The following is a 21,912-nucleotide window of genomic DNA, read 5'->3' as shown; positions in this document are numbered from 1 at the left end:
TTGTCAAAACTTGCTGAATAATGGCTTAAGTCCATGCGCAATGCATGATGCTTGACAGATATTTCCTGCTGAACTGGTAAGATCGAAACCGCTCACCTTGTTTGATGGGCGGTTTTTTCTTTTTGGGGGCGCGCACGGCGCGCAGTACATAGATGGCACCACTTTCCGATCTTTCCCTGATGGCGCCTGTCATCGCGACAATCAACCACTTGCTGGCGCAAGAGCCGTGGGCGCGCCAGCAGCTGGCCGTGCACGCCGGCAAGCTGGCCTGCATCGACACGGGCGCCGTGGCCTTGCGCCTGCGCGTCGACAGCGCAGGCATGCTGGAGGCGGCTCCCGGTACGGCACCGGCCGACATGCCGGCCAACGTCACCATCCGCGTGAAACTGTCCGATGTGCCGCTGATCCTGCAAAACCGCGAGCGGGCGTTCTCCTACGTCAAGATCGAAGGCGATGCGGAGTTTGCCAATGCGATTTCGCAATTGAGCAAGGGCTTGCGCTGGGACGCCGAGCACGACCTGGAAAAGGTAGTCGGCCCCATGCTGGCCACGCGCCTTGTTGCCGGCGCGAAGGATGCTGCCGCCTTTGTGCGCACGGGCCAGCAAAAGCTGGCGGAAAACGTGGCCGAATATTTTCTCGACGAACAGCCCATGCTGATCCGTCCTTCCACCCTGCAAGAGTATTCCGCTGGCGTGACGCGCGTGCGCGATGACGTCGAACGCCTGGCCAAGCGCCTTGCCCGGCTGGAAAAGGCGTCCGCCGCCGTCCAGCCGCAGTCTTCCTCACCGGATTTGTCTACATGATATTGAAATTCCTGCGCCTGTTTAAAATCATCCGTGTTTCCATCAAGTACGGTCTGGATGAGATAGCGATTTCTGGTCTGCAAGTTCCCCGCACCGCCAAATTGATCGACACCCTGATTTTCTGGCGCGACCTGTCGTCGCCGCGGGGCCTGCGCCTGCGCCTGGCGCTGGAAGAGCTGGGCCCGATTTTCGTCAAATTCGGCCAGGTGCTGTCGACCCGGCGCGACCTGATGCCGCCCGACATCGCCGAAGAACTGGCGCGCCTGCAAGACCGGGTGCCACCGTTCGATTCGGACCTGGCCATCGCGCAGATCACCAAGTCGCTCGGCGCACACCCGGATCAATTGTTTGCCAACTTCGAGCGCGAACCGGTGGCGTCCGCCTCCATTGCCCAGGTGCACTTCGCCACCTTGAAAGATGGCCGCGAAGTGGCCGTGAAGGTCTTGCGTCCTGGCATGAAAAAGCTGATCGACGAAGACGTGGCCCTGATGCACATCGCCGCCGACTGGACCAGCCGCCTGTGGGCCGACAGCAAGCGCCTGAAACCCAAGGAAGTGGTGGGCGAGTTCGACAAATACCTGCATGACGAGCTGGACCTGATGCGCGAGGCGGCCAACGCCAGCCAGCTGCGCCGCAACTTTGCCAACTCGGACTTGCTGCTGGTGCCGGAAATGCACTGGGATTATTGCTCCAGCAGCGTCATCGTCATGGAACGGATGGTTGGGATTCCCGTGTCGCAGACCGAGCGCCTGGTGGCGGCTGGCGTGGACTTGCGCAAGCTGTCCAGCGATGGCGTGGAAATTTTCTTCACGCAAGTGTTCCGCGACGGTTTTTTCCATGCGGATATGCACCCCGGGAATATTCTCGTGTCGATCGCGCCCGAATCGTTCGGCCGCTACATCGCGCTGGACTTCGGCATCGTCGGCACCCTGAACGACTACGACAAGGATTATCTGTCGCAAAATTTCCTCGCCTTCTTCCGCCGCGACTACAAGCGCGTGGCCGAGGCGCACATCGAATCGGGCTGGGCGCCGAAAGACACGCGCGTCGATGAGCTGGAAGCGGCCGTGCGCGCCTGCTGCGAGCCGATCTTCGACCGTCCGCTGAAAGATATTTCTTTCGGGCAAGTTTTGCTCCGGCTGTTCCAGACCTCGCGCCGCTTCAATGTGGAAGTGCAGCCGCAGCTGGTGCTGCTGCAAAAGACCCTGCTCAATATCGAAGGCCTGGGCCGCCAGCTGGACCCGGAACTGGACCTGTGGCAAACGGCCAAGCCGTATCTGGAAAAATGGATGAGCAATCAGGTGGGGCCGCAAGGCTTCATGGAGCGCCTGCGCGCAGAAGCGCCCCGGTATGCGCACATCTTCCCGCAACTGCCGCGCTTGCTGCACCAGGCCTTGACGGTGCATGGCGAACCGCGCGAAAACGATGTGGAATTGATGAAAACCTTGCTGGCAGAGCAACGCCAGACGAACCGATTGCTGAGCTTTATCGTGTACTTTGTGGGCGCCTTCGCGCTCGGTGCGCTGGGCTTGCAAGTGTTCATGCGCTGGCATCAATTGCCGTTTTAACTGGCTGAGGACGTAAGTGATGGCTGACTTCCATACCCGCGATCCGCTCTCGCCCGCCTTCTGGGACGAGCGTTTCGAGAAGCAATTCACGCCCTGGGACCACGGCGGCGTGCCCACGCGCCTGCGCAGCTTCGTTGCCGGCAGTCCGGCGCCGCTGCGCTGCCTGATTCCCGGCTGCGGCTCGGCCTATGAGCTGGTCTTCATGCTCGATCATGGCTGGGATGTCACGGCCATCGACTTTTCGCCGGCCGCCGTGGCTGCCGCGCGCGCCGTCGTCGGCGAACGGGCAGGGCAGGTGGTGGAAGCGGATTTCTTTGCCTGGCAGCCAGCAGCGCCGCTGGATCTGATCTATGAACGGGCTTTCCTGTGCGCCATGCCGCGCGCCATGTGGCCGCAGGTGGCGGCCCGCTGGGCGCAGCTGCTGGCGCCGGGCGCCATGCTGGCCGGTTACTTTTTCTTGGACGACAATGCCAAGGGGCCGCCATTTGGCATTTCTCGTGAGAAACTGCAGCAATTGCTGGCGCCGCATTTCGATTGTCTGGCCGATGAAGCCGTGGACGATTCCATCGCCGTCTTCGCCGGCAAGGAGCGCTGGATGAGCTGGCGCCGCCGGGCGGACTGACGCTGGCAAGGAAGCGGCGGGGCAATTTCCGCTGGCGACGAAGGAAAAGCTTTATAATTCAGGGTTTTTGATGATTTTCTCGGAGTAGAGATGCCGATTTACGCTTACCGTTGTGACGAGTGTGGTTTTGCCAAGGATGTCTTGCAAAAGATCTCCGATCCAGTACTGACGGTGTGCCTGTCGTGCGGCAAGCCCAGTTTCAAGAAACAATTGACGGCCGCCGGTTTCCAATTAAAGGGCACCGGCTGGTACGCGACCGATTTCCGCGGTGGCACGGCGCCCACCACGGCCATTCCGACGGGTCCGGCCGATGGCGCCAAGCCTGCCGCAGCTGCCGAGAGCGCGCCTGCCGCTGCGCCTGCGCCCGCCCCGGCTGCCGTTGCGCCAAAAGCGGACTGAGAAGCGCGCCGCGCCGATACGATCCATTACCGAGAGACCGATGCGTAAATACTTTATTACCGGATTGCTGATTTTGGTGCCCCTGGCCATTACGGCCTGGGTCCTGAATCTGGTGATCAGCACGATGGACCAGTCGCTGTTGCTGGTGCCCGGCAGTACGCAGCCCAGCGTCTGGTTTGGCCACAAGATTCCCGCGCTGAGCACCATTCCCGGCCTGGGCACGGTATTGACGGTACTGATCGTGTTCTTCACGGGCTTGCTGACGAATAACCTGGTCGGCAATTACGTGGTGAAACTGTGGGAAAAGTTGCTGCAACGCATACCCATCGTCAATTCCCTGTATTCGAGCGTCAAGCAAGTGTCCGATACCCTGTTTTCGCCGTCGGGCAATGCGTTTCGCAAGGCCGTGCTGGTGCCGTATCCGCACCAGAACTCCTGGACCATCGCTTTCCTGACCGGCGTGCCGGGCGGCGATGCGGCGAACCACCTGGTGGGCGACTATGTCAGCGTGTACGTGCCGACGACGCCGAATCCGACATCGGGCTTTTTCCTGATGATGAAACGCAGCGATGTCGTCGAACTCGACATGAGCGTCGATGCGGCGCTCAAATATATCGTCTCGATGGGCGTGGTGGCGCCTGCGGAAGTTGTTGCTGTACCGGCCCCGGCAGCCAAAGAATAAAGGCAGGCGTCCCATGCGGGACGTGGCCGGATTGAACACTCACTAACCTGAACTGAGAATTTTATGTCTATGCGTACTGAATACTGCGGCCTCGTTACCGAAGCCATGCTGGGACAAACCGTCAGCCTGTGCGGCTGGGTACATCGCCGCCGCGACCACGGCAGCCTGATTTTCATCGACTTGCGCGATCGTGAAGGCCTGGTGCAAATCGTCTGCAACCCGGAACAGGCGGAAATGTTCAAGGTCGCCGAAGCCGTGCGCAACGAATTCTGCCTGCGCGTGACGGGCGTCGTGACCAGCCGTATCGACGGCACCATCAACAACAACCTGAAGTCGGGCAAGATCGAAGTGGTCTGCTCGGAACTGGAAGTGCTGAACCCTTCCGTGCCCGTGCCGTTCCAGCTCGATGACGACAATCTGTCGGAAACGACGCGTCTGACGCACCGCGTGCTGGACCTGCGCCGCCCGCAAATGCAGAACAACCTGCGCCTGCGCTACAAGGTGACGATGGAAGTGCGCAAGTACCTCGACGCGCTGGGCTTCATCGACATCGAAACGCCGATGCTGACCAAGTCCACGCCAGAAGGCGCGCGCGATTACCTGGTGCCGTCGCGCGTCAACGCGGGCAGCTTCTTCGCCTTGCCGCAATCGCCACAGTTGTTCAAGCAACTGTTGATGGTTGCCAACTTCGACCGTTACTACCAGATCACCAAGTGCTTCCGCGACGAAGACTTGCGCGCTGACCGCCAGCCTGAATTCACGCAGATCGACTGCGAAACCTCGTTCCTGACGGAACAGGAAATCCGCGACCTGTTCGAAGACATGATCCGCGTCGTCTTCAAGAACACCTTGAACATCGACCTGCCGAACCCGTTCCCGGTGATGGATTTCGCCGAAGCGATGGGCCTGTACGGTTCCGACAAGCCGGACATGCGCGTCAAGCTGGCCTTCACGGACTTGACCGAAGTCATGAAATCGGTCGAATTCAAGGTCTTCAACGGCGCCGCCAACATGAAGGGCGGCCGCGTGGTGGCCCTGCGCGTACCGCAGGGCGGCAGCATGCCCCGTTCGGAAATCGACGCCTACACGCAATTTGTCGCCATCTACGGCGCCAAGGGCCTGGCCTACATCAAGGTCAACGAGAAGGCCAAGGGCCCTGAAGGCTTGCAGTCGCCGATCGTCAAGTTCCTGCCTGCCGACGTGCTGGCCACGATTCTCGAGCAGACGGGCGCGCAAGACGGCGACCTGATCTTCTTCGGCGCCGACAAGGCCAAGGTCGTCAACGACGCCATCGGCGCGCTGCGCGTGAAAATCGGTCACAGCGAATTCGGCAAGAAAGCCGGCCTGTTCGAAGACGTGTGGAAGCCATTGTGGGTGGTCGACTTCCCGATGTTCGAGCATGACGAAGAAGCGGACCGCTGGACGGCAACCCACCATCCGTTCACGGCGCCGAAAGACGGCCATGAAGACATGCTGGAAACGAATCCGGGCGCCTGCATCGCCAAGGCTTACGACATGGTCTTGAACGGCTGGGAACTGGGCGGCGGTTCGATCCGTATCCACCGCGAAGAAGTGCAAAGCAAGGTCTTCCGTGCACTGAAGATCGATGCCGAAGAAGCGCAGCTGAAATTCGGCTTCCTGCTCGACGCCCTGCAATACGGCGCGCCACCGCATGGTGGCCTGGCATTCGGCCTGGACCGTATCGTGACCATGATGACGGGTTCCGATTCGATCCGCGACGTGATCGCCTTCCCGAAAACCCAGCGCGCCCAGTGTCTGCTGACACAAGCGCCGTCGGAAGTGGACGAGAAGCAACTGCGCGAACTGCACATCCGTTTGCGCGGCGCCGAGCCAAAAGTAGCGTAATGCATCATGCGGCCGCTGCGGCGGCCGCTGTTTGATAATGCTATGCAAAAAGAGGCGCTGACGAGGCGCCTTTTTCATTGTTGATATGACTCATAAAATTCCTGTTTCCGTGCTGGTCGTCATCCATACGGCCGATCTGGACGTCTTGCTGATCGAACGCGCGGGCCAACCCGGTTTCTGGCAATCGGTGACCGGTTCCGTCGATGCCGTCGATGAACCGCTGCTGCAGACGGCCGCGCGCGAATTGTGCGAGGAAACCGGCATCGTTGCCGATGGGCGCGACATCGTGCTGCGCGACTGGAACTTATCGAATGTGTACGAAATCTATCCGATCTGGCGCCACCGCTATGCGCCGGGCGTGACGCGCAACACGGAACACGTGTTCAGCGTGCAAGTGCCGCGCGACACGGTGATTACGCTGAGTCCCCGCGAACACTTGCAATACGCGTGGCTGCCGTATCTGGCGGCGGCCGACCGCTGTTTCTCGTCGTCCAACGCGGAAGCGATTCTGCAATTGCCGGCCATGACGGGCCTGGGGCGTCCCACCTGATTTTCCTAGAAAGCATTCCATGTTGAACTGGTTTCATTTGACTGCGCAGCAAAAACTGCTGGGCACCCTGGGCATCGTTTTTTGCCTGTGCTTTATCTTCCTGCTGTTTAGCTCCACCGTGCCCGGCCGCACGCCGCCCATCGGCATGCCGCTGATGGCAATCGGCTGGCTGCTGCACCCGGGCGCGTTTGCCAAGGGCAAGCGCACCGTGGCCTGGCGCGGCGCGCCCTTGCTGGTCAAGATCGTCTGGGCGGCCGGCATTACAGCGCTGATCGTCAGCGTGACGGCGGGCGTGGGACGCATGCTGGCCTGATTGTGCGTGGTAGGTGCGCACGCGCACCTACGCTGATGCCGCGCGGGGCCCGTCTGGGAGTAGAATCAAGGCATGAAAATCCGCGTAGCAACTTATAATATCCACAAGGGTGTCTCTTCCGTGCGGGGCTTGCCCAGGGTCCACGCATTGAAGCAGGCGATTGCCCTGTTCCATGCCGATGTCGTCTTTTTGCAGGAAGTGCAAGGCAAGCACGACCGTAATGCGGCCCGCTATGGCGCCGAGAAAAACGGCCACAAGCATTGGCCGGAAGCGTCGCAGCACGAGTTCTTTGCCGGCGCCGAGCACCATTCCGCCTACGGCATGAATGCCGTGTATGACCATGGCCACCATGGCAACGCCTTGCTGAGCAAATTTCCCATCGCCTCGCAAACCAATCACGACGTGTCCGACCATGCCTATGAGCAGCGCGGCATCCTGCATTGCGTGCTCAAGACGCCGCAGGCCGACGTGCACTGCTACGTCGTCCACCTGGGCCTGTTCGAATCGGGAAGGGGCCGCCAGACGCAGGCGCTGATCGACGCCGTCCTGGAATCGGCGCCGAATGGCGAGCCCGTCATCATCGCCGGCGACTTCAACGACTGGCGCAACACGCTCAGCGACAAGCTGCGCAATGCGCTCGGCGTGGTGGAAGTATTCGACCAGCGCGCGTCGAACTCGGCCCTGGGCGACCTGGTGCGTACCCTGGCGCGGCGCCAGACGAAAACGCCGATCCCCGTGCCGGCGCGCACCTTTCCCGCCGCCTTGCCGTGGTTCCGCCTGGACCGCATCTATGTGCGCGGTTTCCACGTGGAAGGCGCGCAAGTGATGCATGGCACCCTGTGGGCAAAATTGTCGGACCATGCGCCGATCGTTGCCGCCTTGAAACTCGCGTAGACTGCCGGCATGCGCACAGTCAATTTCATCGCCCACAACGACATCCAGCTGCTGTATTGCGGCACCGAGTATTTTCCCGCGCTGATAGCCGCCATCGACGGCGCGCGTTCGGAAGTCTATTTCGAAACGTATATCTTTGCCGATGACGGCACGGGCACGCTGGTGCTCGATGCGCTCAAGCGCGCCGCCGCGCGCGGCGTGTTGGTGTGCATGATCACGGACTGGTTCGGCACGGGCAACCGCCGCGTGAAAGCCATGCACGCGCAGCTGGAAGCGGCCGGCGTGCACCACCGTATCTTCAATCCGTGGTTCCGGCGCGGCATCACGCGCACGCACCGCAAGATTTGCGTAGCCGATGGCGAAATTGCCCTGGTGGGCGGCATCAATATCAACGACGACATGTTTTGCGACTACGACCACAGCATCAGCCTGGAAGCGCCGCGCTGGGATTTCGCCGTGCAGGTGAAGGGCCCTCTGGTCGACGCCATCCATGAAGAAGTGCAGGCGCAGTGGGCGCGACTGGGCAAGATGAACCTGGTGCGGCGTATCAAGCTGTACCGCAAGATGCGCGTCGTCAGCAAGGAGCTGGCGAAAAATCCTGTCGTGGCCGGCTTTGTCGTGCGCGACAACCTGCGCAACCGCCGCACGATCCAGCGCGCCTACCTGCAGGCGCTGGGCCAGGCGCGCAAGAGCGTGATGCTGGCCAACCCGTATTTCGCGCCCGGGCACAAGCTGCGCCACGCCCTGGCCCAGGCGGCCCAGCGGGGCGTCGACGTGGTCTTGTTGATCGGCGTGGGCGAGTTCCGCATGCAAGATGCCGTGGCGCACTCGTTTTATCCGAAGCTGCTGGCCGCCGGCGTGAAGATCGTCGAATACCGCAAGACGCAGCTGCACGCCAAGGTGGCCGTCGTCGACGACGACTGGGCGACGGTGGGTTCGAGCAATATTGACGCGCTGAGCCTGTTCCTCAACCAGGAAGCGAACGTGGTGATCAAGGACGTGGCGTTCGCGCAAAGCCTGCGCCAGCATATCGAACAGGGCGTGGCGGACGGCATCGTGATTCACCAGGATGATTTCAAGCACATCGGCCGTGTCCGGCGCATCGGCTATGAAGCCGCCTTCCTCGTGTACCGGCTGGTGATGCGCATTTTTTCAGTAGGCAAGTACGCATGAACGATATGACAACGGTCAGGCTGGACAAATGGCTGTGGGCGGCGCGCTTCTTCAAGACGCGCTCCTTGGCCAGCGAAGCCGTCGACACGGGCAAGGTCAAAGTGGGCGGCGAGCGCGTGAAACCGGCGCGCAGCCTGCGCGTGGGCGACGAGCTGGCCATCGACAATGGCGCGGAAACGTGGGAGGTGGCCGTGCTGGGCCTGTCCGACAAGCGCGGCGCGGCGCCTGTGGCGCGCCTGCTGTATGGCGAAACGCCAGCCAGCATCGCCCGCCGCGAGCACCTGGCCGAGGAGCGCAAGCTGTTCCGCGAGCCGGGCACCACCATCAAGGGGCGGCCGACCAAGCGCGACCGCCGTCAACTGAGCAAGGCGGGCGACCTTTCCTGAGGCGCGCCTGCTGTGGCAGGGCAAGGGCGCGCGACGCTTTTGTCCCCCTGAAATCGCCATAAACACGCGGCCTAAAAATGCTGCGTTGCACCAATAGAACGCCGGCTCTAAAGTTCCCGTTTGACTTTTACGTGGTAGTGGATAATAGTACGAGCGTTCGGATTTTTTCGGAGCGTGCTTTTTTTACCCTCGCTTCAGTCCGCCAAATCGGCAACATCACTTTTAGAACGGACCTCTTGAATACTTCAGTCAAATTCATGCGCAAGGGCGAACTGACCCGTGCAGCCATCCTCGACGTGGCGCTGGACCTGTCCAGCCGCGACGGTCTGGAAGGCCTGACCATCGGGCTGCTTGCGGACAAAATGAACATGAGCAAGTCGGGCGTGTTTGCCCACTTTGGCTCGCGCGAAGACTTGCAGATGGAAGTGCTGAAGCTCTACCACTATCGTTTCGAGCAAGAAGTCTTTTTCCCCAGCATGAAAGAACCACGCGGCATCTTGCGCCTGCAATCGATGTTTGCGCGCTGGGTCAAGCGGGTCAGCGTGGAAATCGCTTCCGGCTGCATCTATATCAGCGGCGCCGTCGAGTATGACGACCGTCCCGGTCCCATCCGCGAAGCCCTGGTGGCCATGGTGCGGGCCTGGCAGGGCGCGCTGCTGCGCTGTGTCGAGCAATCGATCGCCACGGGCGACCTGAAAGCGGACACGGACGCCCAGCAGCTGGTGTACGAGATGTATGGCCTGATCCTGGCCCTGCATCACGACGCGCGCTTCCTGCGCGTGCCGGGCAGCATCGAAAGGGCGCAAGCGGGCTTCATCCGCCTGCTGGCGTCGTACCAGAATTCCGTCACCAGCAAATAAGCCGTCAGGCAGTATCCGCAACAACGCACTTACAAGTACAACACTTTAGCTAATCGCCTTCAGGAGAAAATTATGGGTCAATACGTCGCGCCAATCCGGGATATGCAATTCGTCCTGCATGAGTTCCTGCAAGTGGAAGAAGAACTGAAGCAAATGCCGTCGTACGCCGACGTCGACGCCGACATCATCAACCAGGTGCTGGAAGAGGGCGGCAAATTCACCTCCGAAGTCTTGTTCCCGCTGAACCACTCCGGCGACCGCGAAGGCTGCCACCACGATCCCGTCACGAAAAGCGTGACCACGCCGAAAGGCTTCAAGGAAGCCTACAAGCAGTACGTCGAAGGCGGCTGGGCGGCCTTGGCTTGCGATCCGGAATACGGCGGCCAGGGCTTGCCTGTCGTGCTGAACAATTCGTTCTATGAAATGCTGAACTCGTCGAACCAGGCCTGGTCCATGTACCCTGGCCTGTCGCACGGCGCCTACGAGTGCCTGAAGGAACACGGCACCGACCACCAGAAGGAAGTGTACCTGCCGAAGCTGGTGTCGGGCGAGTGGACGGGCACCATGTGCCTGACCGAACCGCATTGCGGCACCGACCTGGGCCTGCTGCGTTCGAAAGCGCTGCCTGAGGCGGACGGTTCCTGGACCATCACCGGCAACAAGATCTTCATCTCGGCCGGCGAGCACGACATGGCGGAAAACATCCTGCACCTGGTGCTGGCCCGCGTGCCGGACGCGCCGGAAGGCTCGAAAGGCATCTCGCTGTTCCTGGTGCCGAAATTCCTGCCGAATGCGGACGGCACGGTCGGCGAGCGCAACCCGATCACCTGCGGCGCCATCGAAGAAAAAATGGGCATCCACGGCAATTCGACCTGCCAGATGAACCTGGACGGCGCCAAGGGCTGGATCATCGGCCAGCCGAACAAGGGCCTCAACGCCATGTTCGTCTTCATGAACGCGGCCCGCCTGGGCGTGGGCATGCAGTCGCTGGGCCTGACGGAAATCGCTTACCAGAATGCGCTGATCTACGCCAAGGACCGCACGCAAATGCGTTCGCTGTCCGGCATCAAGAACCCGGAACTGCCGGCCGACCGCATCATCGTGCACCCTGACGTGCGCCGCATGCTGTTGACGGGCAAAGCCTACGCCGAAGGCGCGCGCGCTTTCACTTCCTACGTGGCGCTGCAGATCGACCGCGAACTGCACCACCCTGACGCCGACGTGCGCAAGGAAGCGGCCGACGAAGTGGCGCTGCTGACGCCCGTCATCAAGGCCTTCATCACCGACAACGCCTGGATCGCCACTTCGGACGCGATGCAAGTGTTCGGCGGCCACGGCTACATTGCGGAATGGGGCATGGAGCAGTATGTGCGCGACGCGCGCATCAACATGATCTACGAAGGCACGAACACGATCCAGTCGCTGGACCTGCTGGGCCGCAAGATCCTGGGCGACAACGGCGCCAAGCTGCGCAAGTTCGGCGAAAAGATCAAGGCTTTTGTCGAAGACAACGGCACCGATGAAGCGATGAGCGAATTCGTCACGCCACTGGGCGACCTGGGCGACAAAGTCACCAAGCTGACCATGGAAATCGGCATGAAGGCATTCCAGAATCCGGACGAAGTGGGCGCGGCATGCGTGCCTTACCTGCGCGTCGTCGGCCACATGATCTACAGCTACCTGTTCGCGCAGATGGCCAAGATCGCCCTCGAAAAAGAGTCCAGCGGCGACACCTTCTACACCGCCAAACTGGCTACCGCACGTTTCTACTTCGCCCGCTTGCAGCCTGAGACGGCAACCCTGATCCGTCAGGCGCGTTCCGGTTCGGCCAACCTGATGGCACTCGACGCAGACCTGTTCTAAGACTTGAGGAAAATATGACCAATTTCATCGTTAAAAAAGTAGCCGTCCTCGGCGCCGGCGTGATGGGCGCGCAGATCGCCGCCCACTGCATCAACGCGAAAGTGCCGGTCGTGCTGTTCGACCTGCCTGCGAAGGAAGGTCCAAAGAATGGCATCGTGCTGCGCGCCATCGAGAACCTGAAAAAGCTGTCGCCTGCCCCGCTGGGCAACAAGGATGACGCCGCGCTGATCCAGGTGGCCAACTACGAAGACAACCTGGACCTGCTGGCCGGTTGCGACCTGATCATCGAAGCCATCGCCGAGCGCATGGACTGGAAACACGACCTGTATCAAAAGGTCGCTCCGCACATCGGCCCGAACGCGATCTTCGCCTCGAACACCTCGGGCCTGTCGATCACCAAGCTGGCCGAAGGCTTCGACGCCGACCTGAAATCGCGCTACTGCGGCGTGCACTTCTTCAATCCGCCGCGCTATATGCACCTGGTCGAGATCATCCCGACCGAGTTCACCAAGCCCGAGATTGCCGACCAGCTGGAAGGCTTTTTGACCACCACCCTGGGCAAGGGCGTTGTGCGCGCCAAGGATACGCCGAACTTCATCGCCAACCGCGTTGGCGTGTTCGGCATCCTGGCCATCGTGCACGAAGCGGAGAAATTCGGCTTGTCCGTGGACGTCGTCGATGATTTGACGGGCGCCAAATTGGGCCGCGCCAAGTCGGGCACCTTCCGCACGGCGGACGTGGTCGGCCTCGACACCATGGGCCATGTGATCAAGACCATGCAGGACTACCTGCCGAACGATCCGTTCGCTGCCGTCTACAAGACGCCGGCCGTGCTGGCGCAGCTGGTGGAAAAAGGCGCGCTGGGCCAGAAGAGCGGCGCGGGCTTCTACAAGAAAGTCGGCAAGGATATCCTGCGCCTGGACTTCGCCACCGGTGAATACGTGGCCGGCGGCGCCAAGGCTGCCGACATCATCGCCCGCATCCTGAAGGAAAAGGACCCGGTCAAGAAGATGAAGGCGCTGCGCGAATCGACCAATCCGCAAGGCCAGTTCCTGTGGGCGATCTTCCGCGACGCTTTCCACTACATCGCCGTTCACCTCGACACCGTGGCCGACAATGCGCGCGACATCGACTTCGCCATGCGCTGGGGTTTCGGCTGGAACGTCGGCCCGTTTGAAACGTGGCAGGCATCGAACTGGCTGCAAGTGGCCAACTGGGTCAAGGAAGACATCGACGCCGGCCACGCGCTGTGCAACGCGCCGTTGCCTGCCTGGGTCTTCGAAGGCCCGGTCGCTGACAAGGGCGGCGTGCACACGCCGGAAGGTTCCTACTCCGCCGTGTCGAACAGCTTCGTGCCGCGTTCGACCCTGTCCGTGTATGACCGTCAGCCATTCCGCGCGCCCGTCATCGGCAGCGGCGCAGTGGATGGAAAAACCGCAGGCACCACCGTTTTTGAAGACGAATCCGTGCGCGTCTGGCATACGGGTGACGACGTCCTGATCATCTCGTTCAAGACGAAGATGCACGTGATCGGCGAAGGCGTGATTAATGGACTTAAACTCGCATTAGCGGAAGCGGAAAAGAACTTCAAAGGGCTGGTGATCTGGCACGCCGACGCAGCCGAAGGCGGCGCCTTCTCGGCCGGCGCCGACCTGCAATCGGCCCTGCCGGCGTTCATGCAAGGCGGCGTGAAAGCCGTCGACCCGATCATCGCCGAACTGCAGAACACCTTCATGTCGCTGAAATACGCGAACGTGCCGGTGATCGCCGCGGTCGCTGGCCTGGCCCTGGGTGGCGGTTGCGAGCTGGCCCTGCACGCCTCGAAGCGCGTGGCCTCGATCGAGTCCTACATCGGCCTGGTGGAAGTAGGCGTCGGCCTGATTCCTGCCGGCGGCGGTTTGAAGGAAGCGGCGCAGCGCGCCTACAAGGAAGCCAAGGGTAACGATATCCTGCAATTCCTGAAAACGGGCTTCACCAATGCGGCCACCGCCAACGTGTCGAAATCGGCGCTGGAAGCGAAGAAGATGGGCTACTTGAAGGAAGACGACGTGATCGTGTTCAACGCCTACGAGCTGCTGCACGTGGCCAAGGTCGAAGCGCGCGCCATGTTCGACGCCGGTTTCCGTCCGCAACTGCCGTCGCTGATCCAGGTGACGGGCCGCTACGGCTGGGGCACCATCAAGGCGCAGCTGGTCAACATGCGCGACGGCGGCTTCATTTCGGCGCACGATTTCAAGCTGGGCGAGATGATCGCCGAGATCGTATCGGGCGGCGACGTGGACCAGGGCAGTTTCGTCAGCGAACAGTGGCTGCTGGATATGGAACGCAAGGCATTCCTGGAACTGTTGAACCATCCGAAAACCCAGGAACGGATCATGGGCATGATGCAGACCGGTAAGCCGGTACGCAACTAAGCCTGACGTCGATGACGATCCTGTCCCTCGTTTTTAAAGTACTGCTGCGCGTGAGGCCAAGCATGGTGTATGACCGTATCAAACAACAGATGATGGACACCTTGCCCTTCGTGCGGCTGCTGGGGATCAGCATCGACGACATCGGCGCCGGCACCTCGAAGGTGTCGATGCCGGAAGATCCAAAACTGAATAATCACCTGGGCACGCAGCACGCGGGCGCCTTGTTTACCCTGGCCGAAACGGCTTCCGGCGCGGCCATGGCTGGCGGCTTCGCCGAGCTGATACTGGGCTTGCGCCCGGTGGCCAAGGAGTCGCGCATCGCCTACCAGAAGCTGGCGCGGGGCGCGACGCGCGCCGAAGGCCGGGTGCCGGGCGACTTGGCTGCCTTGAAGGCGCAGCTGGCGCAGGATGGCAAGGTGGCGTTTCCCGTGGCAGTCGATATTTTCGACGCCGAAGGCACGCTGGCGGCACAGGTGACGGTGGACTGGTATTTGTCGCAGAAGCGATAGACCAGCATCCCGGACATTCGACAGAACACGAACCTCGTTCAACATCTTTGAAAGAACAAAATGAGCAAACAACTTCAAGACGCCTACATCGTCTCTGCAACCCGTACCCCGATCGGCAAGGCGCCGCGCGGCATGTTCAGAAACACCCGCCCGGACGACCTGCTGGTGCGCGTGCTGCAATCGGCCCTGGCGCAAGCGCCTGGCCTCGACCCGGCATTGATCACCGACGCCATCATCGGCTGCTCGTTCCCGGAAGCGGAGCAGGGCTTCAATATCGCGCGTAACTCGGTGCTGCTGGCCGGCTTGCCGAAAACCGTCGGCGGCGTGACCGTCAACCGCTACTGCGCTTCGGGCATCACGGCCATCGCCATGGCGGCCGACCGCATCCGCGTGGGCGAAGCCGACGTGATGATCGCCGGCGGCATCGAATCGATGTCGATGGTGCCGATGATGGGCCACCACCCATCGATGAACCTGGACATGTTCAGCGATGAAAACATCGGCATGGCCTACGGCATGGGCCTGACGGCCGAGAAAGTGGCGCAGCAGTGGAAAGTGTCGCGCGAACAGCAGGACGCGTTCTCCGTTGAATCGCACCGCCGCGCCATCGCCGCGCAGCAAGCCGGTTTCTTCAAGGCGGAAACGACACCCGTCGAAATCATCACGCGTACGCCGAACCTGGCCACCGGCCAGGTGGACGTTTCGCGCCGCACCGTCGACACCGACGAAGGCGCGCGCGCCGATTCGTCGATGGAGTCGCTGGCCAAACTGAAACCCGTGTTTGCCGCCAAGGGCAGCGTCACGGCCGCCAACAGCTCGCAGATGTCCGACGGCGCCGGTGCGCTGCTGATCGTCAGCGAGAAGATTTTGCGCGAGCATAACCTGACCCCGCTGGCGAAATTCTCTTCGTTCGCCGTGCGCGGCGTGCCGCCGGAAATCATGGGCATCGGTCCTAAATTCGCCATTCCCGCAGCGTGCGCCGCCGCCGGCATCACGCAAGACCAGCTGGACTGGATCGAGCTGAACGAAGCGTTTGCCGCGCAGGCGCTGGCCGTCATCGGCGACCTGGGCCTGGACCCATCGAAGGTCAACCCGATGGGCGGCGCAATCGCCCTGGGCCATCCGCTGGGCGCCACGGGCGCCATCCGCGCGGCCACCGTGATCCACGCGCTGCAGCGCACCAAGCAGAAGTACGGCATGGTCACGATGTGCGTGGGCGCCGGCATGGGCGCAGCAGGAATCTTCGAGCGCGTTTGAGGACACCTGGCATAAGCTACTGCGCGTTGCGATTCGCGGCCTGCGATGCTCACTGTGCCTACGCACAGCTGCGCGTCTCGGCCACAACTCGCTGCCGCTCGCTACGCTTCTGCCAGGCGTCGTGACGTAGGTGGTCAGATAAGATTAGTCAAAACTTGGGCGCTGAGGATACCTCGGCGCCCTTTATCTTTTTGGAGACGACATGGATATTTTGTGCAGCAAGAGCGAGGGCATCCTGACCCTGGAATTCAACCGCCTGGAACGCAAGAATGCGATCACGGGCGCCATGTACCAGACCCTGGCCGACGCGCTGGTGGCGGCCGAGACGGACGACGCCGTGCGCGCCATTCTGATCTGCGGCAAGCGCGAGATTTTCACGGCCGGCAACGACCTTGACGATTTCATGAAGACGGCGCGTCCGAAGGATGGCTCGCTCGACCATGACCGTCCCGTGTTCCAGTTCATGCGCGCCCTGTACGGCAGCAGCAAGCCCGTGGTGGCGGCCGTCTCCGGCCCTGCCATCGGCATCGGCACGACGCTGTTGATGCACTGCGATCTGGTCTACGCGGCCGACAATGCCAGCTTCTCGATGCCGTTTACGCAGCTGGGCCTGTGCCCGGAATTCGGCTCCAGCCTGCTGCTCACGCAACTGGCCGGCTACCCGCGCGCGGCGGAAAAACTGATGCTGGGCGAGTCCTTCCCTGCCAGCGAAGCGCTGGAAATGGGCCTGGTGTCGAAAGTCGTGCCGCTGTACGAATTGATGACCTTCGCGCAAGGCCAGGCCGCCAAGCTGGTGGCCCTGCCAGCCGCCTCGATCCGCGCCACCAAGCGCCTGATGAAGCAAGGCCGCATGGAGCCGATGAAGGCGGCCATCGCCGACGAAAACAAACTGTTCAGCGCCATGCTGGGCGGCGCCGAAGCGAAGGAAGCGTTTACGGCCTTCTTTGAAAAGAGGAAGCCGGATTTCAAGAAGTTTGCCTAAGCTGAATGCGCGGGGTCAGACCCCCGCGCCCGTTAGTGCAAGCCTCAGCGTTAGCGGCCTTGAGGGGCTGACCCCAGAATTTCTCTCTGGGTTTGATTTGAACTAGACGACTGGTCTAATTGTGCTACAATGCCTCGCATGAAAGCTGAATACACCGACGTGCGCCAGCACATTATCGACCAGGGCAAGGCCATCATCACGCGCAAGGGTTTTGCCGGGGTGGGGCTGAACGAGATATTGTCGGCCGCCGACGTGCCCAAGGGTTCGTTCTACCATTACTTCAAGTCCAAGGAATTGTTTGGCGAAGCGATGCTCGAAGATTACGTCGCCGGCTACCTGGCCGGGATGGAAGACGTGCTGGGCCAGCCGGGCCAGAGCGCGGCGCAGTCGCTGATGGCGTATTGGGCCAGCTGGACCAGCGAGAGCCTCGATGGCAGCGGTTGTGACTGCCGCTGCCTGGTGGTCAAGCTCAGCAGCGAAGTGGCCGACATGTCGGAACCGATGCGCGTGGCGCTGCTCGATGGCACCCACCGCATCATCGCCAGGCTGGCGCTGGCCATCGCGCGCGGCCGGGTAGATGATTCCTTGCCATCGGTGGCCGATCCGGCGCAGATGGCCGCCACCTTGTACCAGTTGTGGCTGGGTGCGGCCTTGCTGACCAAGCTGCGGCGCGATGCCAGCGCCCTGCAGACGGCCTGGCGGGCGACCCTGGCCATGTTGCAGCTGCCGCCGGACAATTACCGATAGACAGCAGGCAAGCGGACGCACCACGTCCGCATTTTTTGAAACGCATTCTAGACGACCAGTCTAATAATAAGGAGCGGCATGATGAAAAACTTTGAATTCCATAACCCGACCCGTATCGTGTTTGGCCTTGATACTGTCGCCAAATTGTCCACCCTGGTGCCGCACGATGCGCGCGTGCTGATTTTGTACGGCGGCGCCAGCGCGGAAAAGACCGGCACCCTGGCCGAGGTACGCGCCGCGCTGGGCCAGCGCAGCGTGCAGGAGTTTGGCGGCATCGAACCCAATCCCAGCTATGAAACCCTGATGCGCGCCGTCGCCCAGGTGCGCAACGAAAAGCTGGATTTCCTGCTGGCCGTCGGCGGCGGCTCCGTGATCGACGGCAGCAAGTTCGTCGCTGCCGCCGCCCTGTACGACGGCGAGCCGTGGGAAATCGCCGAGCGCGGCGGCGCCAACGTGCAGCGCGCCCTGCCGTTTGGCACGGTGCTGACCTTGCCGGCCACGGGGTCGGAAATGAACAGCGGCGGCGTGGTGACGAAGAAAGCCACGCACGACAAGCTGAGTTTCCGCAGTCCCTTGCTGTATCCGCAGTTTTCCGTGCTCGACCCCAGCAAGACCTTTACCTTGCCGGCCACGCAGGTGGCCAATGGCCTGGTCGACGCCTTTGTGCACACCACGGAGCAGTATTTGACCTATCCGGCGCAGGCGATGGTGCAGGACCGCTTTGCCGAAGGCTTGCTGCAAACGTTGGTCGAGATCGCGCCGCAGGCGATCGCCGCGCCCGACGATTACGTCACCCGCGCCAACCTGATGTGGACGGCCACCCTGGCCCTGAATGGCTTGATCGGCGCCGGCGTGCCGCAGGACTGGGCCACCCACATGATCGGCCACGAACTGACGGCCCTGTACGACATCGACCATGCGCGCACGCTGGCCCTGGTGCTGCCCGCACTGCTGGACGTACAGCGCGAGCAGAAGCGCGGGAAGTTGCTACAGTATGGCGAGCGTGTCTGGAACATCACGGAGGGCAGCGACGACGAGCGCATAGCCGCGGCCATCGCCCGCACCCGCGCCTTCTTTGAGGGCCTGGGCATCCCGACCCGTTTGTCGGCCTATCAGCTGGGCCAGGACGCGGTGGAAGCGGTACTGACGCAATTGGCAGCGCATGGCATGACCTCCCTCGGCGAACACCGCGATATCGACCTCGCGCGCAGCCGCCGTATCCTCGAAGCAGCACTGTAACCCTGACATAAAAGGAAACAAGATGAACATCCTGATGGTACTGACCTCGCACGACCAACTGGGCGACACCGGCAAGAAAACCGGCTTCTGGCTGGAAGAATTCGCCGCGCCCTACTATGCCCTGCAGGAAGCGGGCGCCAGGCTGACGGTGGTGTCGCCCCACGGCGGCCAGCCGCCGCTGGACCCGAAAAGCGATGAGCCCGATTCGCAAACGGATGCCACGCGCCGCTTCAAGCAGGACGCCGAAGCACAAGCCGTGCTGGCCAACACGGGCAAGCTGGCCGACGTGAAGGTGGCCGACTTTGACGCCGTGTTCTACCCGGGCGGCCATGGTCCGCTGTGGGATCTGGCCGAAGACCCGCACTCGATCGCGCTGATCGAGCAGATGATCGCCGCCGGCAAGCCCGTCGCCGCCGTCTGCCACGCACCCGGCGTGCTGCGCCACGTGAAGGCGGTGGACGGCACGCCGCTGGTGCGCGGCAAGCAGGTGACGGGCTTTACGAATAGCGAGGAAGACGCCGTCGGCCTGAGCGCCATCGTGCCTTTCCTGGTCGAGGATATGCTCAAGCAGAACGGCGGCGTCTATTCCAAACTGGGCGACTGGCAGCCGTACGCCGTCACCGATGGCTTGCTGGTCACGGGCCAGAATCCGGCATCGTCGGAAGCGGCCGCGCAGGCGCTGCTCAAGCTGCTGGCATGATGCCCGGCTAGTGTCGGGCGGCCATGCCCGCCAGGATCAGGCCGACCGAGGCGTGCCATTGCGTCTCGCTGGCTGGCCTGCCCGCCAGCGCATAGCCGTGCAGGAAATCGACGAGCGCATCGCGTCCGCGCAAGCGGGTTTTCCTGTCCAGCTCCAGGCCCTCGACGGCCAGCTCGAACAGCGCCGTAAAGCGCTCGGCCACGTCGGCTTGTTCTACCAGTCCGCGCGCCATCAGGCGCACGAAATACGGCGTGGCGCTGATCAGTTCCAGGTACAGTGCGCACAGCGCGAGCACACGCCGTGGTGGTGCCTGGCGCCGCGTAAACGGCGGCTGGCGCGGATCGAGCGCGGCAAAACGCTGCGCCATCAAGGCCAGCAATAATTCCTCTTTTCCCGCGTAGTAGTGATACACGGCCATGGCGTCGACGCCCATGCGTTGCGCCAGCGCGCGCATGGAAAACGCTTCGCCTTGCTCTTCGAGCAGGACCAGGGCCGCCTGCAGGATGCTGGCGCTGTCCAGCGCGGGCGCGGCGCGGCGCGGACGCCCGGCGCGGCGCGCGCGAGGTTCTATGACTTGAAGTTTTGGAGTTTTCATGGGCATAATTCTACACTGTAGAATTAATTGGAGGAGCACCCATGCAAAAACCTTTTGTCAGTATTTTTCTCGGCATCAGCATCGATGGCTGTATCGCGGGAGAGAATGGCGACCTGTCCTGGCTGGCCGAGCTGGCGCCCGACTCGCCCGAGGCGACCGGCTACACGGCCTTGATGGAGCAGGTCGATACCCTGCTGATCGGGCGCACCACGTATGACGCCGTGCTGGGTTTTGAGTCGTGGCCGTATGCGGGCAAGCGCGTGGTGGTCTTGAGCCACCGCGACTTCGCGCCGCGCCATGGCGAACAGCGCCGCGAAGGCAGCGTGCGGGAAGTGCTGCGGGAGCTGGCAGAGGAGGGGTGCCGCCACGTGTATCTCGATGGCGGCGCCGTCATCCGCGCCGGTTTGCGCGAGGGCGTCATCGACAGTGTCACCTTGTCCATGCTGCCCGTGGTGCTGGGCAAGGGCGTGCGCCTGTTCGAGGATGGCTTGCCGCGCAGCGACTGGCGCCTGGACGGCACGCGCCAGTTGCCCAGCGGCGTGGCGCAGCTGCGTTATCGAAAAAATTAGATCGCGCTGGCGATGTCGATGATGAAGCCGGGATCGTAGCGTTCGTTCTCGGGCGCGCCATCGGGCCGCTTGTAGCCGCACGGATTGCACACCACGCGGCAGTCCTCGACGCGATAGTCGAGCGAGGCGTGCATGTGGCCATGCACCCACAGGTCGGCCTGCGCCACCAGGCCGTCCAGCCGCGAGGCGAAGGCGGGCGAACCGAGGTTGTTTGCGTACTGCTCTTCCACTGACAGCATCGAGGGTGCCATGTGCGTGATGACGACCGTCTTGCCATCGAAGGGTTGCGCCAGTTGCTGTTCCAGCCAGGCGCGGTGCCGCGCGTGCAGCTGCGCCGTGTCGGCCGCGCACAAGAGGCGCGGCGTGTCGCCGCCCGTGCTGATGCGCTTGTAGTCGGGCATGTAAGCTTGCGCCGCGTTAAGCGCTTCTTCCTGGCGCTCGGCGCCGAACAGCAGGAAATCCGTCCACAGGGTCACGCCGAGGAAGCGCACGCCGCCCAGTTCCACGGCGTCGCCGTCGAGCAGGCGGATGTTGGCGCCCTGCGCATTCGCGCTGGCGCAGGCGTCGCGCACGGCGTCCTGCATGCGTTCGAGCTGATGGCCATAGCCTTCGTGGTTGCCATGCACGTACAGCACAGGCAGGGCGTCGAAGGTACGCGCGGCCCAGGCGATGGCATGGCTGCCCGTGTCGATGTCGCCGGCCAGGATCACCACGTCGGGGCGGCAGGCGGCAAGGTCGATGGCGGGCGTGTCTTCACCCCAGACTTCCAGGTGCAGGTCGGACAGGATCAGCAAACGCATGGCAGTGGGCGCGGCAAGGCGCACGGCAGTCGACGGGCCTCTATCGTAGCGCAAGTGGCCGCGTCCGTCCGCTTGACCGCACGAGGCTGGCGACGTTACCCTGTGGCATCGAATACCGCAC

Annotated in this window: 23 protein-coding genes; 21 read left to right on the top strand and 2 right to left on the bottom strand. The window is 62.3% G+C overall.

The features are described from left to right. Positions 1–152 precede the first annotated feature (152 nt). The 20 genes from AC54AF_RS02175 to AC54AF_RS02080 all read left to right on the top strand — a co-directional run bounded on the left by AC54AF_RS02175 (position 153) and on the right by AC54AF_RS02080 (position 19,827). Positions 153–803 carry a ubiquinone biosynthesis accessory factor UbiJ gene (locus tag AC54AF_RS02175; RefSeq protein ID WP_496635084.1) on the top strand — a complete coding sequence of 217 codons (651 nt, stop codon included), beginning with the start codon at positions 153–155 and terminating at the stop codon, positions 801–803. Beyond that, entirely contained in the window at positions 800–2,371 is a 1,572-nt protein-coding gene (gene ubiB, locus AC54AF_RS02170) for a ubiquinone biosynthesis regulatory protein kinase UbiB (protein ID WP_496635082.1), read from the top strand. Before AC54AF_RS02175 ends, ubiB begins: the two co-directional genes overlap by 4 nt. Positions 2,372–2,390: 19 nt before the next feature. Further along, entirely contained in the window at positions 2,391–2,993 is a 603-nt protein-coding gene (locus AC54AF_RS02165) for a methyltransferase (RefSeq protein WP_496635080.1), read from the top strand. A 90-nt stretch (positions 2,994–3,083) separates the two neighbouring features. Beyond that, entirely contained in the window at positions 3,084–3,392 is a 309-nt protein-coding gene (locus AC54AF_RS02160) for an FmdB family zinc ribbon protein (protein ID WP_131688938.1), read from the top strand. A gap of 40 nt (positions 3,393–3,432) precedes the next feature. Next, positions 3,433–4,074 carry a DUF502 domain-containing protein gene (locus AC54AF_RS02155; protein ID WP_070292364.1) on the top strand — a complete coding sequence of 214 codons (642 nt, stop codon included), beginning with the start codon at positions 3,433–3,435 and terminating at the stop codon, positions 4,072–4,074. Positions 4,075–4,137: 63 nt separating this feature from the next. Then, complete coding sequence (aspS, locus tag AC54AF_RS02150; RefSeq protein ID WP_436478794.1) at positions 4,138–5,940, top strand: aspartate--tRNA ligase; 1,803 nt, start codon at positions 4,138–4,140, stop codon at positions 5,938–5,940. An 85-nt stretch (positions 5,941–6,025) separates the two neighbouring features. Next, positions 6,026–6,490, top strand: coding sequence for a dihydroneopterin triphosphate diphosphatase (gene nudB / locus AC54AF_RS02145; RefSeq protein WP_496635077.1), 465 nt, complete (start codon positions 6,026–6,028; stop codon positions 6,488–6,490). Positions 6,491–6,509: 19 nt separating this feature from the next. Next, positions 6,510–6,803, top strand: a complete 294-nt coding sequence (locus AC54AF_RS02140; protein ID WP_152256782.1) for a hypothetical protein — start codon at positions 6,510–6,512, stop codon at positions 6,801–6,803. Positions 6,804–6,875: 72 nt separating this feature from the next. After that, positions 6,876–7,697, top strand: coding sequence for an endonuclease/exonuclease/phosphatase family protein (locus AC54AF_RS02135; protein ID WP_496635075.1), 822 nt, complete (start codon positions 6,876–6,878; stop codon positions 7,695–7,697). A 9-nt stretch (positions 7,698–7,706) separates the two neighbouring features. Then, positions 7,707–8,870 carry a cardiolipin synthase ClsB gene (gene clsB / locus AC54AF_RS02130; RefSeq protein WP_496635073.1) on the top strand — a complete coding sequence of 388 codons (1,164 nt, stop codon included), beginning with the start codon at positions 7,707–7,709 and terminating at the stop codon, positions 8,868–8,870. Then, positions 8,867–9,256, top strand: a complete 390-nt coding sequence (locus tag AC54AF_RS02125) for an RNA-binding S4 domain-containing protein (RefSeq protein ID WP_496635071.1) — start codon at positions 8,867–8,869, stop codon at positions 9,254–9,256. The genes clsB and AC54AF_RS02125 overlap by 4 nt, the downstream gene beginning before the upstream one ends. 257 nt (positions 9,257–9,513) lie before the next feature. After that, complete coding sequence (locus AC54AF_RS02120; RefSeq protein WP_131688959.1) at positions 9,514–10,116, top strand: TetR family transcriptional regulator C-terminal domain-containing protein; 603 nt, start codon at positions 9,514–9,516, stop codon at positions 10,114–10,116. Between the two features lie 72 nt (positions 10,117–10,188). Continuing rightward, the gene (locus AC54AF_RS02115) at positions 10,189–11,979 is read left to right on the top strand and encodes an acyl-CoA dehydrogenase C-terminal domain-containing protein (RefSeq protein ID WP_152252243.1); all 1,791 of its coding nucleotides are present in this window, start codon (positions 10,189–10,191) and stop codon (positions 11,977–11,979) included. Between the two features lie 14 nt (positions 11,980–11,993). Further along, positions 11,994–14,393 carry a 3-hydroxyacyl-CoA dehydrogenase/enoyl-CoA hydratase family protein gene (locus tag AC54AF_RS02110; RefSeq protein WP_496635069.1) on the top strand — a complete coding sequence of 800 codons (2,400 nt, stop codon included), beginning with the start codon at positions 11,994–11,996 and terminating at the stop codon, positions 14,391–14,393. Between the two features lie 11 nt (positions 14,394–14,404). Next, positions 14,405–14,902: a PaaI family thioesterase gene (locus AC54AF_RS02105; protein WP_496635067.1), complete on the top strand. Its 498-nt coding sequence runs from the start codon at positions 14,405–14,407 to the stop codon at positions 14,900–14,902. A 60-nt stretch (positions 14,903–14,962) separates the two neighbouring features. Continuing rightward, positions 14,963–16,159: an acetyl-CoA C-acyltransferase gene (locus AC54AF_RS02100; RefSeq protein ID WP_099378511.1), complete on the top strand. Its 1,197-nt coding sequence runs from the start codon at positions 14,963–14,965 to the stop codon at positions 16,157–16,159. 202 nt (positions 16,160–16,361) lie between these two features. Continuing rightward, entirely contained in the window at positions 16,362–17,141 is a 780-nt protein-coding gene (locus tag AC54AF_RS02095) for an enoyl-CoA hydratase (protein WP_496635065.1), read from the top strand. Positions 17,142–17,279: 138 nt separating this feature from the next. After that, positions 17,280–17,888, top strand: coding sequence for a TetR/AcrR family transcriptional regulator (locus AC54AF_RS02090; RefSeq protein WP_496635063.1), 609 nt, complete (start codon positions 17,280–17,282; stop codon positions 17,886–17,888). Between the two features lie 81 nt (positions 17,889–17,969). Beyond that, positions 17,970–19,127 carry an iron-containing alcohol dehydrogenase gene (locus tag AC54AF_RS02085; protein WP_496635434.1) on the top strand — a complete coding sequence of 386 codons (1,158 nt, stop codon included), beginning with the start codon at positions 17,970–17,972 and terminating at the stop codon, positions 19,125–19,127. Positions 19,128–19,149: 22 nt separating this feature from the next. Continuing rightward, the gene (locus tag AC54AF_RS02080; RefSeq protein WP_496635061.1) at positions 19,150–19,827 is read left to right on the top strand and encodes a type 1 glutamine amidotransferase domain-containing protein; all 678 of its coding nucleotides are present in this window, start codon (positions 19,150–19,152) and stop codon (positions 19,825–19,827) included. Positions 19,828–19,834: 7 nt separating this feature from the next. On the opposite strand, the gene AC54AF_RS02075 is transcribed toward AC54AF_RS02080, so the two are convergent. Beyond that, positions 19,835–20,422, bottom strand: coding sequence for a TetR/AcrR family transcriptional regulator (locus AC54AF_RS02075; protein ID WP_496635059.1), 588 nt, complete (start codon positions 20,420–20,422; stop codon positions 19,835–19,837). 41 nt (positions 20,423–20,463) lie between these two features. On the opposite strand from AC54AF_RS02075, the gene AC54AF_RS02070 reads away from it, so the two are divergent. Beyond that, positions 20,464–20,991: a dihydrofolate reductase family protein gene (locus AC54AF_RS02070; RefSeq protein WP_496635057.1), complete on the top strand. Its 528-nt coding sequence runs from the start codon at positions 20,464–20,466 to the stop codon at positions 20,989–20,991. On the opposite strand, the gene AC54AF_RS02065 is transcribed toward AC54AF_RS02070, so the two are convergent. Then, positions 20,988–21,845: a metallophosphoesterase family protein gene (locus tag AC54AF_RS02065; protein WP_496635055.1), complete on the bottom strand. Its 858-nt coding sequence runs from the start codon at positions 21,843–21,845 to the stop codon at positions 20,988–20,990. The genes AC54AF_RS02070 and AC54AF_RS02065 overlap by 4 nt on opposite strands. Between the last annotated feature and the right edge of the window lie 67 nt (positions 21,846–21,912).

The sequence above is a fragment of the Janthinobacterium sp. JF4 genome (genome assembly GCF_059617925.1).
The sequence above is the reverse complement of the archived record's forward strand: the minus strand, read 5'-3'. Positions and strand labels throughout refer to the sequence as shown.